This is a genomic window from Mariniphaga sediminis (assembly GCF_003573545.1).
GTDB lineage: Bacteria > Bacteroidota > Bacteroidia > Bacteroidales > Prolixibacteraceae > Mariniphaga > Mariniphaga sediminis.
This window is the reverse complement of the sequence record NZ_QWET01000005.1, coordinates 281,039-295,092: the sequence shown is the minus strand read 5'-3', so window position 1 is coordinate 295,092 and position 14,054 is coordinate 281,039. Positions and strand designations below refer to the sequence as shown.

General features: G+C 43.6%; 12 protein-coding genes. 7 read left to right on the top strand and 5 right to left on the bottom strand.

What is annotated here, in order from left to right:
• Position 1: 1 nt before the first annotated feature.
• Both D1164_RS08795 and pyrH read left to right on the top strand, forming a co-directional pair.
• Positions 2 to 1,654, top strand: a complete 1,653-nt coding sequence (locus tag D1164_RS08795) for an AMP-binding protein (RefSeq protein ID WP_119349587.1) — start codon at positions 2 to 4, stop codon at positions 1,652 to 1,654.
• Between the two features lie 21 nt (positions 1,655 to 1,675).
• The gene (gene pyrH / locus D1164_RS08790; protein WP_119349586.1) at positions 1,676 to 2,383 is read left to right on the top strand and encodes a UMP kinase; all 708 of its coding nucleotides are present in this window, start codon (positions 1,676 to 1,678) and stop codon (positions 2,381 to 2,383) included.
• 66 nt (positions 2,384 to 2,449) lie between these two features.
• On the opposite strand, the gene D1164_RS08785 is transcribed toward pyrH, so the two are convergent.
• Both D1164_RS08785 and D1164_RS08780 read right to left on the bottom strand, forming a co-directional pair.
• Positions 2,450 to 3,865 carry a sugar transferase gene (locus D1164_RS08785; RefSeq protein ID WP_119349585.1) on the bottom strand — a complete coding sequence of 472 codons (1,416 nt, stop codon included), beginning with the start codon at positions 3,863 to 3,865 and terminating at the stop codon, positions 2,450 to 2,452.
• Between the two features lie 105 nt (positions 3,866 to 3,970).
• Entirely contained in the window at positions 3,971 to 4,837 is an 867-nt protein-coding gene (locus tag D1164_RS08780) for a hypothetical protein (RefSeq protein WP_119349584.1), read from the bottom strand.
• Positions 4,838 to 4,979: 142 nt separating this feature from the next.
• Between D1164_RS08780 and D1164_RS08775 the strand changes: the two genes are divergently transcribed.
• From D1164_RS08775 to D1164_RS08755, 5 genes are all read left to right on the top strand, one after another.
• Positions 4,980 to 5,633, top strand: coding sequence for a protein-L-isoaspartate(D-aspartate) O-methyltransferase (locus D1164_RS08775; protein ID WP_119349583.1), 654 nt, complete (start codon positions 4,980 to 4,982; stop codon positions 5,631 to 5,633).
• 3 nt (positions 5,634 to 5,636) lie between these two features.
• A complete protein-coding gene (locus D1164_RS08770; RefSeq protein WP_119349582.1) occupies positions 5,637 to 6,275 on the top strand; it encodes an MBL fold metallo-hydrolase in 639 nt (212 codons plus the stop codon).
• 83 nt (positions 6,276 to 6,358) lie between these two features.
• Positions 6,359 to 9,238 (top strand): aminomethyl-transferring glycine dehydrogenase, encoded by a 2,880-nt coding sequence (gene gcvP, locus D1164_RS08765; protein ID WP_119349581.1) that lies wholly within the window; start codon positions 6,359 to 6,361, stop codon positions 9,236 to 9,238.
• Between the two features lie 24 nt (positions 9,239 to 9,262).
• The gene (gene ispE, locus D1164_RS08760; RefSeq protein WP_119349580.1) at positions 9,263 to 10,066 is read left to right on the top strand and encodes a 4-(cytidine 5'-diphospho)-2-C-methyl-D-erythritol kinase; all 804 of its coding nucleotides are present in this window, start codon (positions 9,263 to 9,265) and stop codon (positions 10,064 to 10,066) included.
• Between the two features lie 143 nt (positions 10,067 to 10,209).
• On the top strand, positions 10,210 to 10,563 hold the full coding sequence (locus D1164_RS08755; protein ID WP_119349579.1) for a hypothetical protein: 354 nt from the start codon (positions 10,210 to 10,212) through the stop codon (positions 10,561 to 10,563).
• A gap of 226 nt (positions 10,564 to 10,789) precedes the next feature.
• Here the strand turns inward: D1164_RS08755 and D1164_RS08750 are convergent, their stop codons facing one another.
• The 3 genes from D1164_RS08750 to D1164_RS08740 all read right to left on the bottom strand — a co-directional run bounded on the left by D1164_RS08750 (position 10,790) and on the right by D1164_RS08740 (position 13,955).
• On the bottom strand, positions 10,790 to 11,125 hold the full coding sequence (locus tag D1164_RS08750; protein WP_119349578.1) for a biotin/lipoyl-containing protein: 336 nt from the start codon (positions 11,123 to 11,125) through the stop codon (positions 10,790 to 10,792).
• Between the two features lie 18 nt (positions 11,126 to 11,143).
• A complete protein-coding gene (locus D1164_RS08745) occupies positions 11,144 to 12,688 on the bottom strand; it encodes an acyl-CoA carboxylase subunit beta (RefSeq protein ID WP_119349577.1) in 1,545 nt (514 codons plus the stop codon).
• A 181-nt stretch (positions 12,689 to 12,869) separates the two neighbouring features.
• On the bottom strand, positions 12,870 to 13,955 hold the full coding sequence (locus tag D1164_RS08740) for an LptF/LptG family permease (RefSeq protein ID WP_119349576.1): 1,086 nt from the start codon (positions 13,953 to 13,955) through the stop codon (positions 12,870 to 12,872).
• Between the last annotated feature and the right edge of the window lie 99 nt (positions 13,956 to 14,054).

Genomic DNA, 14,054 nt, shown 5'->3' with positions numbered 1-14,054 from the left:
TATGCAGCTACTCGACTATACTTTAGGAGAAATTCTTGAAAAGTGGGCTTTTGAAACGCCCGAGAAGGAATTTATCGTTTATCCCGATCGCAATCTGCGTTTTACTTATAAACAATTTAATGAACGTGTAGATGCACTTGCAAGGGGATTATTGTATACTGGCGTAAAACCCGGCGATAAAGTGGGAATCTGGGCTAAAAATGTGCCGGACTGGACCACCGTAATGTTTGCCACAGCAAAAATCGGGGCCATTCTTGTTACTATCAACACCAGCTACAAACTGGCAGAACTGGAGTTCCTGTTGAAAGATGCCGACATCAACACCCTGTTTCTGATTGACGGTTACCGCGACAGCGATTATGTGCAGATGATATTTGAACTGGTTCCTGAACTGAAAGAACAACCGCGGGGAGAATTAAAAAGCAAAAAATTCCCGGAACTGAATAACGTGGTATTTATAGGTCAGCAAAAACACCGGGGCATGTTTAACACTGCTGAACTGATTCTGCTCGGGAACCACATGGACGATATTGAACTGGAAAACATCCGGGAAAAGCTAAACTGCCATGACGTGGTCAACATGCAATATACATCCGGAACAACCGGTTTCCCGAAAGGAGTGATGCTCTCACACCACAATATTTTAAATAACGGCTATGCAACAGGGCAGTGTATGAAATATACCTCCGATGAGCGATTGCTTGTTTGTGTGCCGATGTTCCATTGCTTTGGATGTGTCCTGGCTCTTTGCGCTGTTATTACACACGGCGCCACCATGGTTTTTACCGAAGAATTTGACCCGCTTACTGTGCTGGCTTCGGTACAAAAAGAAAAATGCACCGCGCTGTATGGGGTACCCACCATGTTTATTGCTGAGCTGAACCACCCCATGTTCGACATGTTCGATCTAAGTTCCCTCAGAACAGGTATAATGGCCGGAGCGCCCTGCCCCATCGAAACCATGAACCAGGTGATGACAAAAATGAACATGAAGGATATTATTATCGTTTATGGACAAACAGAGTCCTCTCCGGGTATGACCGCCACGCGCACACACAATTCACCCGAAGTACGCGCCACCACCGTTGGGTTTGAATACCCGAACGTGGAAGTCAAAATCGTAAACCCGGAAACGGGTAACGAGTGTGCGGTGGGTGAACAGGGCGAAATTTGCTGCCGTGGGTACAATGTAATGAAAGGATATTACAAAAACCCGGAAGCAACAAAAAAAGCCATTGACAACGAAGGCTGGCTCCATTCGGGCGACCTGGCCGTCAAAACCGAAGAGGGATTTTACCGCATAACAGGTCGGATTAAAGACATGATAATTCGGGGTGGCGAAAACATTTACCCACGCGAAATCGAAAATTTCCTTTATAATATGCCACAAATCGAAACAGTGGAAGTGGCCGCAATTCCCAGTCCGAAATACGGGGAGGAAGTGGCGGCTTTTATTAAGCCGAAAGAGGGGCAAACACTTTCTGATGCTGACATTACAGACTTCTGCCGTGGGCAAATAGCGTGGTTCAAAACACCTAAGTATTTTTTCTTTGTAAAAGAATTTCCAATGACTGCCAGTGGGAAAATCCAAAAATATAAACTGAGCGAATTGGGAGCAAAATGGTGTAAGGAGAAAGGGATTGAAGTAAAATAAAAACATTTTTTTTAAGCTAAAATGGTAAAATACAAACGGATACTTTTGAAATTAAGTGGCGAATCGTTAATGGGAAATCAGGGATATGGAATTGATGAGACCCGCCTGAACGAGTACGCCGAACAAATTGCTGAGCTTGTTAAACTCGGAGTACAAACCGGAATCGTTATCGGCGGAGGGAATATCTTCCGCGGACTAAGCGGTACCGGCAAAGGGTTTGACCGGGTGAAAGGGGACCAGATGGGGATGCTGGCCACCGTAATCAACAGCCTGGCGCTAAGCTCGGCGCTTAAAAACCAGAATATTCAAGCAAGAGTATTTACAGCCATTCGGATGGAGCCTGTGGGAGAATACTATTCAAAAGAAAAAGCAATCGAAGCTTTACAAAAAGGTGAGGTTGCCATTATCTCGGCAGGAACCGGAAATCCCTACTTCACTACCGACACAGCCAGCGCCCTGCGGGCAGTTGAAACAGAAGCCGAAATTATGCTCAAGGGAACCCGCGTTGATGGGGTTTACAGCGCTGACCCGGAAAAAGACCCGGACGCGCAGAAATTCGACAAAATAAGTTTTGCCGAAGTATATACCCGCAACCTTCGGATAATGGATCTGACAGCCACTACCTTGTGCCAGGAGAATAACCTGCCGGTTCTGGTCTTCAATATGGATCAGAAAGGGAATCTGAAAAAAGTGCTTACCGGAGAGAATATCGGAACAATCGTGTATTAGCGCAAAATTTTGCCTTCCGGATCATCTCCTTCAGGCCAAAAAATCAGAAGGTAAAAAGACTAAACACTACTTCCCGTTAGCCTTAAAACTTACCATCAGGGTATAGATAAGAATTTTAAAGTCGATATAAAGCGAAATATTTTTCAGGTACATCATGTCATAAGGAAGACGTTCAAGCATTTCCTCCAGATTGGAGGCATACCCGTATTTCACCTGCCCCCAGGAGGTTATACCCGGACGAAGTTTGTGCAAATGGGTATAATGGGGCGCTTTCTTTATAATCTGGTCGATATAAAACTGTCGTTCCGGCCTTGGCCCAACCAATGACATGTCGCCTTTTATCACATTATAAAACTGCGGAATCTCGTCGAGGTGGGTCCTGCGCAAAAAGCGGCCAATCCCGGTAATTCGTTCGTCATTCTCGCTCGACAACTCCGGCGTACCATTTTCGGCCCCCTGCACCATACTGCGCAGTTTGTATATTTTAAACGGTTTCCCAAACCGGCCAATTCGCACCTGATGATAGATTACCGGTCCTTTGGACGATCGTTTTATCATAACAGCCAGCACAATAAATACCGGGAGAAAGATAACCGAGGCAATCGCGGAAAGCACCACATCGATCAAACGTTTCATTTTTGCCTGCCAGGAAGGCATCAGCCCGTTCGAAATTTTAATGAGCGGACTACCGTAAATAGCAGTAGTTTTTACCGTTCCTGAAAGAAAATCATACAAATCCGGAATTCCCCAAATGGTTATTTGTCGGTTTTCCAAAATAGTCAAAATCCCATTTAAGCGCTCATGCTCACGGGTTTCAATTGCTATAATTACCTCTTCAATATTTTCGTGTTCAATAATTTTATTTAACTCATTCAATCTTCCTAACTGTGGCAGGTATTGACCGAGCAACCGGTCATCGTTGTTCTCCACTCCCACAAATCCGGCAAACAGGTTTCCTGCCGGCCTTTTCTGGCTCGACATCTCTTTGTACACTTTTTCTGCCTTTTCATTGCTCCCGATAATCAGGGTGTTAAACCCTATTTTCCGCTTATGAATACGGTGTATCGTCCGGGTAGTTAAAACGAGCCGGAACAGGTAGGTAAATCCAAAATGCAAAAGGAACAAGGTAAAAAACAGCTGATAATAATTTTTGTATGAATGAATATAATCGTCCAGAATCAAGGCAAAAAAGATGACCACCACGCCAACAACCGTTGTAAGAAAAGTTTGTCCCAGTTCCAAAAGGCGGGAACGCCTGTAAATATTATCGTAAAAACCGGTAATGTAATAAAACATTACCCAAAGTATCGGAATAAGGAGGAGCCCGAAAAAGTAACGGTTTGTAAATTCCACAGGAATATCCGTGCCGAATCGCTGCGGTTCAATAACAATTTTTCGGTACACGAAAAAGGCAGTCCAGCTAATGGCGGCTGCTAAAAAATCAAAACACAGATATTTGACTACCTGCCACTTTCTATTCATCTTCTGTCAGTTAAGTCTGGTCTAAAAGTATTGCTATTACGCAAGTGCATACAATAAACGTTCTTCTAAAAAAAATATTGCGGCAAAAGTAACTTTTTCCAATGCTTACATGGATGAAAAGCGATCTAATTTTAGATGAATTTTGTGAAGGGTTTGAAGGACAGACGAATAATCTTCGATGGTAGTAACCGGGAGCTTCTTTTGTGCCAGTGTATTCAGAAAAGTATCGGTTTCAAGTTCTTTTTTGAACGGAGACAAGTCTATGGGTGAATTGTTGCAGGAATAGTGACCTTTTAAAAAATCGAATTCCACAAACTGGTTGTGTGCATAGGTGTTTACTTTAAACACATTCTGCGTCCCCTTTTTCCCATAGTTGATTTGGACAACCGAACCGTCGCCAAATTCAAGTTGAAGATTACTAAAGACAGAATCTGCCAGAGTAGAATCAAAGGATACCGCGCTGGTTTTTTTGGGAATATTCCCGGTTATATTTTTCAACATTAACAGCAACTGAAGAAGCGTATCTGCCCCTACCGGTTCATTTTTAAAATAAGAAACCTCGACAAAAGCCGGCTTTAAAACATTCTGGCCTAACCACTGAATAGCAGGCAGGTAATAAAACGGATTGGCAATCTGAATAATTGTTTGGGCCTCCTGCGCCAGCTTTGTCAACTGTGTACATTCATCTGCGCTCAGTTCAGGATAGGTTGTGGCAAAAAAATGTTTCGATTTTTTCACCATCTCACACAACAATTGAAATGGCAGCAGCGAGAAATGGTTAATCAAAAAAGCATCCGCGCGTTCAATCAATTCTACCCTGTTAAATTCTGTTATCGTCAATCGTGAACCTGCCGGTTGCGGGCGTGTGCCAACCGAAGATTTACCGGCTATATAAACCTCCGGATGCTTCATCGCCTTTTTTATAAAAGGCTCCAGCATTTGAATATCTCCTATTAACCCAAGTTTCAGCATTTCACAAATATAAAACACTAAAGCGCCCTTTTTTGCCTTTTGCCCATGAACTTATCAACTTTAAATGTTAATATTGTAGGGAAAGAATTCTGGCTAAAACGAGCTGGTTCACCTATTTTTGCAGCTAAATTTGGATTAAAACATGGCAGAAAACGATAGCCTGAGACATCAGGGGATGAGAAAGAAGTTGGTGGATGGATTGAAAATAAAGGGGATAAAGGATGAAAGGGTACTGGCGGCCATCGGCAAGGTGCCACGCCATCTTTTTATGGAAAGTTCTTTTCTGAATTTTGCTTACAAAGACCAGGCTTTCCCAATAGGGGCAGGCCAAACCATTTCCCAGCCATACACCGTGGCCTTTCAGTCTCAGCTGTTACAAATCGAAAAAAACGATAAAATTTTGGAAATTGGTACAGGTTCCGGTTACCAGGCAGCCGTGTTGCTTGAAATGGGCGCAAGGGTTTTTACTGTCGAACGGCAAAAAGAACTTTTCCAGAAAGTCCAGTTGTTCCTCCCGGAAATAGGCTACCGTCCCGCCTGTTTTTTTAGTGATGGCAATGAAGGATTGCCTGCGTTTGCACCATTTGACAAAATACTGGTAACAGCCGGGGCTCCCTCCATTCCAGAGGCATTGAAAGAACAACTGAAAATTGGCGGCAGGTTGGTTATCCCGGTGGGAAAGGAAAACAGACAGGAAATGATGACTCTTATTCGGGTTTCGGAAAAAGAGTTCAAAACAGAAAAACATGGCGGGTTTGTTTTTGTTCCCTTACTAAAAGGAACGGTAAATTTTTGATATATGCTAAAAGTTGAAAAATTTGTTGTAAATCCATTGCAGGAAAACACATATGTTATCTCAGATGAAACCGGTGAATGTATTTTTGTAGATCCCGGCTTTTATTTTCGGCAGGAACACCGTGAGATAAAAGAATATGTGACCGATAACCAATTGAAACCGGTAATGATTGCCAACACACACTGTCACTTCGATCATATTATGGGGGTAGAATTTATCCGTGAAGAATACGAAATTCCGTTTTGTGCCCACCCTGACGATGCTTTTTGGGTGGAAAAGGCTGTTGACCAGGGAGAAATGTTTGGGTTTGAAATGAAACCGGTTGGTGCACCCAATTCCTTTTTCCATGAAAACGAAACATTGGAATTTGGGAATACTTCTTTCAGGATCATTCATGTTCCGGGGCATTCACCGGGGCACGTCGTTTTTTATGCCGAGAAGGAAAATGTGCTGATTGGCGGCGATGTACTTTTTTATGGCAGCATTGGCCGCACGGACTTACCCGGCGGCGATCACCAAACTTTGATTTCGAACATAAAAAACAAACTATTCAGCCTTCCTGGTAAAACAAAAGTTTTTTGCGGACATGGTCCTGAAACCACACTGGAATTCGAAAAAACATCCAATCCGTTTTTAACCTGAAAAGCATTCAGAATTTGTTTAAAATCATTTTTTTCAACGAATGTAAATTTTATACTTGCAACCTTTAATTTAAAACAAAAGAAATGTCTCATGATCTTTTTGTAACCCGGCATATCGGCCCACGCGAGGGCGAAATCAGGGAAATGCTTGAAACGATAGGCGTTTCGTCAATAGAAGAATTGATAGAACAAACTGTTCCAAAAAATATAAGACTGAAAGAACCCCTAAAGCTGCAGGAAGGATTGACAGAAAGGCGGTATTTCAGAAAAATTTTAAGCCTTGCCGGAAAAAATAAGGTTTTTAACACATACATTGGTATGGGGTATTACGATACCATTACCCCGGCGGTTATATTGCGAAATGTACTGGAGAACCCGGTTTGGTACACTTCGTACACTCCTTACCAGGCAGAAATCTCACAGGGCCGGCTCGAAGCACTGCTCAATTTCCAAACAATGGTTTGCGAACTCACCGCCATGGAAATTGCCAATGCATCTTTGCTTGACGAGGCAACCGCCGCTGCCGAAGCCATGGTCATGATGTATAACCTGCGTTCCCGCCAAATGGCAAAAGCCGGGGTAAATGTAATGCTGGTAGATGAAAAAGTATGGCAGCAAACCCTCGATGTGCTGGTTACCCGTGCCAACCCGCTGGGAATCGAACTCAGAATTCAGCCCAAAGATTCATTCGAATTTTCAGAGGATGTTTTTGGCGCAATAATTCAGTACCCCAACTCCGATGGAGAAATAACAGATTACGCTGAACTTGTTCAAAAGGCACACGAAAAAGATATTAAAGTGGCAGTAGCAACCGATTTGCTTTCGCTTGCTTTAATAACGCCTCCCGGAGAATGGGGAGCAGATATTGTATTTGGCAACAGCCAGCGGTTTGGGGTGCCAATGGGCTATGGTGGTCCGCATGCTGCATTTTTCACCGCCCGGGAAGAATTTAAACGCTACATGCCGGGCAGGATTATCGGCGTAACAAAAGACGTACATGGCAACCGTGCACTACGCATGGCGCTGCAAACACGGGAGCAACATATTAAACGAGAACGGGCCACCTCCAATATATGTACTGCCCAGGCGCTGCTGGCCACAATGGCAGGATTTTTTGGCGTTTACCACGGCCCGGAAGGAATCAGGATTATAGCCAATCGTGTTCATAATATTGCCGCCTTCCTGGCAGATGAAATTGAAAAACTCGGTTATCACCAACTAAACAAACATTTTTTCGACACCATCCGGTTTGCCATGCCCAGGCATGTAAAACGAGAAGATATTGAATGGCTGTCGCTTGAGCTGGAAATGAACTTCCGGTACTTCGAAAACGGAGATGTCGGTATCAGCATTGATGAAACGACCAACCGCGAAGACATGACCTGGATACTGGAAGTATTTGCCAAAGCAGCCAACAAACGATGGCCGGTTATCCATGAGTATCCCAAAGGATTTCATATTGACAAAAAATTTGCCCGCCAATCTGATTTTATGGCGCAAGAGGTATTTAACCATTACCGGGCTGAAACGGAAATGGTCCGCTACATAAAAAGATTGGAACACAAAGATATTTCACTGACTCAATCGATGATCTCTCTTGGTTCGTGTACCATGAAACTGAATGCTGCCACCGAGATGCTGCCGCTCAGCTGGATTGAATTCAACGGCATCCACCCGTTTGTGCCAAAAAATCAGGCGCGCGGATACCATGAAATGATGGAAGAGTTGCGGCGCGATTTGGCAGAAATTACAGGCATGGAGGATGTCAGCCTGATGCCCAACTCCGGTGCCGCAGGAGAATATGCCGGACTGATGGTTATCAGGGAGTACCACCAAAGCCGGGGAGAAGGGCAGCGAAATGTAGTGCTGATTCCCGAATCGGCACATGGTACCAATCCTGCCAGTGCAGTAATGGCCGGGATGAAGGTAGTAGTAGTAGCCTGCGATAAAAAAGGGAATATCGATCTGGAAGATGTCCGTAAAAGAGCAGAGGAACACAAAGATACCCTGGCGGCATTAATGGTAACCTATCCATCTACCCACGGGGTATTCGAATCATCGATTGTGGAAATGTGCGGAATTATTCATGATAACGGCGGACAGGTATATATGGATGGTGCCAACATGAATGCGCAGGTGGGATTGACCACTCCCGGAATTATTGGCGCCGATGTTTGTCACCTGAATTTGCACAAAACCTTTGCTATTCCGCATGGAGGCGGAGGACCGGGTGTCGGGCCTATTGCTGTAGCTGCGCACCTTGTTAAATTTTTGCCTTCCCATCCTATCATGAATAACGGACATGTGGGAATCAATGCCGTGGCAGCAGCTCCGTGGGGAAGCGCTTCCGTATTGCCCATTACCTATGGTTATATTAAAATGATGGGAGCCGAAGGACTGACAAAGGCCACTCAAATAGCCATTCTGAATGCCAATTATATCGCCAAAGCGCTGGAGAAAAATTTTGGCGTCCTTTACACCGGCGAAACAGGCCGGGTTGGGCACGAGCTAATCCTTGAATGCAGGCACCTGAAGGCTTCGTCCGGAATTAGCGAAGAAGATATTTCCAAGCGACTGATGGATTTTGGTTTTCATGCTCCCACCCTCTCCTTTCCGGTACACGGAACGCTTATGATTGAACCTACCGAAAGTGAATCGAAACAGGAGATCGATCGGTTTATCGAAGCGCTGAATACTATTTTTGATGAGATAAAAGAGGTGGAAAACGGAAGTTCCGATAAAAAAGACAATGTACTAAAAAACGCTCCGCACACGGCGCATGTTGTAACATCCGATAACTGGGAACACCATTATTCCCGGGAAAAAGCTGCCTGGCCACTCCCGTGGATAAAAGAGAATAAATTCTGGGTTCCGGTTGGGCGGGTGGACAATGCATGGGGCGATCGTAACCTGATTTGCACCTGCGGCTCGCCCAAAGAATATGAACTGATGAATGAAGAATAAATATTTCAGGTTCCATTGGCAATTATGATTGTATTTCCTAATGCAAAAATAAATATTGGATTACATGTGGTCTCCCGACGATCCGACGGTTATCACAACCTGGAAACCGTGTTTTACCCGGTACAGCTGACCGATGCTCTCGAGATGGCTGAAAACAAAACAACCGGGATTACATTTTCCGGGTTGCCTGTGGAAGGACCGCCCGGAGAAAACCTGGTTTTAAAAGCTTACCACCTGTTAAAAAATGATTTCGAATTACCACCGGTACAGTTTCATTTACATAAAAAAATTCCTACAGGTGCCGGGTTGGGAGGCGGCTCGTCCGATGCAGCCTTTGCATTGAAAATGCTGAATGAATATTTTCAACTTCGCCTCAGTACTGAAAAACTGAAAAACTATGCCGTAAAGCTGGGAGCTGACTGCCCTTTTTTTATTGAAAACAAACCGATGTTTGCATCAGGTATTGGAGATCTGTTCAGCCCCATGGAACTGAACCTAACCCAATACCGGATAGTCATTTTGAAGCCGGAAGTTTCAGTAAGTACTGTGCTGGCTTACAAAAATGTGGTACCTGTCCCTCCTGAATTCAATCTAAAAAAACTGTCTGGTTTACCCATCGAACAATGGAAAGAGACGGTGGTGAACGATTTCGAAAAAAGTATTTTCCCGCTCTTTCCTGACATTGAAAAATGGAAAAAGAAACTATACGAAGCAGGAGCTCTTTATGCGTCCATGTCGGGCAGCGGTTCAGCTGTTTTTGGCATCTTTCGTCATTTGCCGGCAGATTTCGACAAAATCATACCTGAGGGTGTTTTATTTGTCGGGTAAAATTCGATACTCACCGAGACTTAAGGCCCTCTTACAAACTTTTCATACTTTTTAACAAAAAGATATGTAACCTTTGTGCCCTTAATCAGTCTATCTTACTGAAAACAATTTTTAGAAAACAAGACAATTTTAAACAGAAAACAATGAAAACAAAAATGACTCGATTAAATCAGATTGTTGTTGCAGCATTCCTCGTCTTATTCTTAATGAGTGTGAATGTGGATGCGAAAGAAACACAAATGATTGCTGCCTCAGGCCTTGAAAACATTGCAGAACCCAAACTGGAAATTGAAAACTGGATGATAAACGAAACATACTGGGTTTCAGCGCAGGAAACCAATACTTTTCAGAAAGAGCAGGAAGAAAATCTTTTACTGGAAGATTGGATGGTCAATGACAAAAAATGGGGACTTTCACTTTTTGAATACCCGGGATTGGATTCAGAACCGAAATTAGTATTGGAAAACTGGATGTTGTCCGGAATATATTGGAATTAGTGAGGGAGAAAGATACCGCGATTAGTTTAGTTGAATTTTTAAAGGCTGTTGTTTCCAACAGCCTTTTTTTATGAACGAAAATTGAGTTGAAAATCCTTTTTATTGTCACCCTGAGTGCAGTCCCCGTCTACCAACAGGCAGGGACTACACTCAATATGACAAAATGAATTAAAGCTCTACTTTTGAAGCTTCTTCTTAACAGATTACGGTCATTTTCCCGTAGAATTTATTTTTTTATCCTGACGGGTCTGATTTCCAGCATCAGGAATTTCCTGGGAATAACATCATCCTTTTTCACATGAATCTTTACAATCTCACCGTCGAAAGGCATTCGCACCTGGTTTTGCATTTTCATTGCCTCAAGCAGAAGCAACGTTTGGCCTTCCTTTACCTTTTCCTTCGGTTTAACAAAAATATCGATAATAGTCCCCGGAATAAACGAGTATATATGGTTCGGATCGGGCGCTTCCCAATTCACCCGGTTTTCAAACTTCCAGGTGTAGTGGGTTTTGTAAACGGCTCCCTGAACGACTAACGTTTTAAATTCTTTTTCTTCACTCATACCTGTTTCTTTAAAGGTTTAAAACGGCGGGATGCCATGTTTTTTGTTCGGGAGAAATACGCTTTTATTTTCAGAAACCTGGAGAGCATGCAGGATACGTCCCCGCGTGTCGCGCGGTTCAATTACCTCGTCAATGTAACCCTGTGCCGCCGCCACATAAGGATTGGCAAACTTCTCCTTGTACTCCTGAATCTTCTGCTGCCTCATTTCTTCCGGATTTTCAGCTTCTGCAATCTCCTTGCGAAAAACGATATTCGCCGCCCCTTCAGGTCCCATTACTGCAATCTCGGCAGTTGGCCATGCAAACACAAAATCAGCGCGCAGATGACGTGAATTCATGGCGATATATCCTCCGCCGTAAGCTTTCCTCAGAATAACAGTCACTTTAGGAACCGTTGCTTCACTGTAAGCATACAATATTTTTGCTCCGTGACGAATAACGCCGGCATGCTCCTGATCAACACCGGGAAGGTAACCCGGAAGGTCTTCAAGTGTAACAATCGGAATATTAAAAGCATCGCAATAGCGAATAAAACGGGCCGCTTTGTCTGAACTGTCGGTATCGAGCACTCCGGCCAAAACCATGGGCTGGTTAGCCACAAACCCGACGGTGTCGCCCTCCATGCGTCCAAAACCGATAACAATATTGGGCGCAAAGTTTTCCATCACCTCAAAAAATTCAGAGCTGTCTGTGATACCTCCGATAATATCACGTATATCGTAAGGAATACGTGGGTCGCCCGGAACGATATCTTCGATTTTCCTGCCTTTCTTGGGCAGCTTCGGTGGAAACGGCATTGCTTTGGTGCCATTATTCCGTGGAATGTAACTTATAAGTTTTTTTATCTGTTCAAAACAATCCAGTTCGCTGGTGGCAAAGAAATGGGCATTCCCTGTGAGCTCAGCATGAACCCGGGCCCCACCCAGTTCTTCCATCGAGATTTCTTCTCCCAATACGGATTTAATTACACTGGGTCCCGTAATAAACATTTTTGAAATATTCTCCACCACAAACACGAAATCGGTGAGGGCCGGTGAATAAACCGCGCCTCCGGCACAGGGCCCAAGGATAACTGAAATTTGCGGGATAACCCCTGATGCCAGCGTGTTACGAAAGAAAATCTCGCCATAACCAGCCAAAGAGTTTACCCCTTCCTGAATTCGGGCACCCCCGGAGTCGTTGATACCAATAAGAGGCACACGCATCTTCAGGGCATGGTCCATAATTTTGGTTATTTTACGGGCATGCATCAGCCCCAAAGAACCGCCTGCAACGGTAAAGTCCTGAGCAAAAATACATACCGGCTTGCTGTAGATGGTGCCTGTTCCAATGATTACACCGTCGCCATGAAGAACCTTGGATTCCATACCAAAGTCTTTTGCGCTGTGTTCCACGAACAAGTCATATTCGTGAAAAGAATTTTTGTCCAAAAGGGCAAGGATACGTTCACGGGCAGTAAGTTTCCCCATTTTTGCCTGCTTTTCTATGGCTTTGTCACCACCGCCTTTTTGTACTTCCCTCTTCCTTTTCCGAAGGTCAAGAACGTTACTTCTTAATGACATAAAGTTTGTTTTAAGTTATAAATTCCCTTACTGGAAGGGCTTTCGCTTTTTTAAACCGGGTCAAAATTATAATTTTTTTCACTTGACCCCCTGAATTCCTGTTTTAGGTTACGGAATTTAATGCAGTTTGATTCAGCAGTTTCGAATAATAATATTTTTTGTTTGAATGATCATGTTGTGGCTACCTGGCCGCCCAACGGAATACAAAAAAGGCAATAATACTATACCCAAGGTTGGGAATCCATACAGCTACCAACGGAGAGGCATTACCGCTAATGGCAAAAACCGTTGAAATCTGCATAAACAGGATATAAGAGAAACTAAGCAGCAGTCCTAAGCCGAGATGAAACCCAAGTCCGCCTTTTATTTTTCGGGAAGCCAGTCCGGCGCCAATAATGGTGAGGATGAATGCAGAAAACGGCCCGGCCACCCTTTTATGCCGCTCAAGCTCCCACTCCACTGTATTTACCCCGCGCATTTTCATCAGCCGGATCTCTTTTTTCAATTCGGGCGTAGTATAGTTCTCCATCTGGTTTTTTACGATCTTATAATCTTCGGGAGTCATATTCAGGGTTGTATCCAATCTATACCCTTTTTCTATTTCTTCATAATTGTCATAAAGTGTCCGCTTCCACCAGTTATTTAGAATCCATTTCCCACTCTCCTCATCCCATCGGATATTATCGGCCGTGAGTTTTTCCACCAGCTGATGATCATCAAACCGTTCGAGGGTAAAACGATCACCCACATTGTTGGAGTTAAACCGCCGCATATAAATAAATACACCAGGTTCAATCTGCCGGTGGATGTTGATTTCAGTTGAGACTGTCTGCCGATCATTGTCGATGTAAAACTGCCTGAACTGATTAAGTGTTTCGTTTGCCGGAGGAATAATATAATTCCCTAAAACAAATGAGAAAGCCGCCAGCACCAATGCCGAAACCAAATAAGGACGCATTAGCCGTGCATAGGAAACCCCACTGCTTAAAATGGCTATAATTTCGGTATTGTATGCCATTTTCGATGTAAAATAGATAACGGCAATAAACGTAAAAAGCGGACTGAACAGGTTGGCAAAATATGGGATAAAGTTCAGGTAGTACTCAGAAATAATAGTTCCCCATGAAATCTCTTTAGACAGAAACTCATCTAAGTTTTCCGACATATCGAACACAATGGCAATACTAAGAATAAGTGCAATGGCATAAAAAAATGTACCCAGGAATTTTTTTGTGATGTATATGTCAATGGTTCTGTAAAATTTCATGTGTTTATAATTATTTATTTCTAATGGTAACACATGCCTGCCTGGCTTGCATATTCACACAGTAAAACTGCCAATATAATGCTTTTATCCGGGCAAGAC

Excerpts from the sequence above, each read along its gene's own strand:
- D1164_RS08750 (WP_119349578.1), bottom strand. The coding sequence starts at position 11,125 with ATGAGTGAAGAAAAAGAATTTAAAACGTTAGTCGTTCAGGGAGCCGTT.
- D1164_RS08780 (WP_119349584.1), bottom strand. The coding sequence starts at position 4,837 with ATGCTGAAACTTGGGTTAATAGGAGATATTCAAATGCTGGAGCCTTTT.
- D1164_RS08775 (WP_119349583.1), top strand. The coding sequence starts at position 4,980 with ATGGCAGAAAACGATAGCCTGAGACATCAGGGGATGAGAAAGAAGTTG.
- D1164_RS08755 (WP_119349579.1), top strand. The coding sequence starts at position 10,210 with ATGAAAACAAAAATGACTCGATTAAATCAGATTGTTGTTGCAGCATTC.
- ispE (WP_119349580.1), top strand. The coding sequence starts at position 9,263 with ATGATTGTATTTCCTAATGCAAAAATAAATATTGGATTACATGTGGTC.
- D1164_RS08785 (WP_119349585.1), bottom strand. The coding sequence starts at position 3,865 with ATGAATAGAAAGTGGCAGGTAGTCAAATATCTGTGTTTTGATTTTTTA.
- pyrH (WP_119349586.1), top strand. The coding sequence starts at position 1,676 with ATGGTAAAATACAAACGGATACTTTTGAAATTAAGTGGCGAATCGTTA.
- D1164_RS08770 (WP_119349582.1), top strand. The coding sequence starts at position 5,637 with ATGCTAAAAGTTGAAAAATTTGTTGTAAATCCATTGCAGGAAAACACA.
- D1164_RS08795 (WP_119349587.1), top strand. The coding sequence starts at position 2 with ATGCAGCTACTCGACTATACTTTAGGAGAAATTCTTGAAAAGTGGGCT.
- D1164_RS08745 (WP_119349577.1), bottom strand. The coding sequence starts at position 12,688 with ATGTCATTAAGAAGTAACGTTCTTGACCTTCGGAAAAGGAAGAGGGAA.
- D1164_RS08740 (WP_119349576.1), bottom strand. The coding sequence starts at position 13,955 with ATGAAATTTTACAGAACCATTGACATATACATCACAAAAAAATTCCTG.
- gcvP (WP_119349581.1), top strand. The coding sequence starts at position 6,359 with ATGTCTCATGATCTTTTTGTAACCCGGCATATCGGCCCACGCGAGGGC.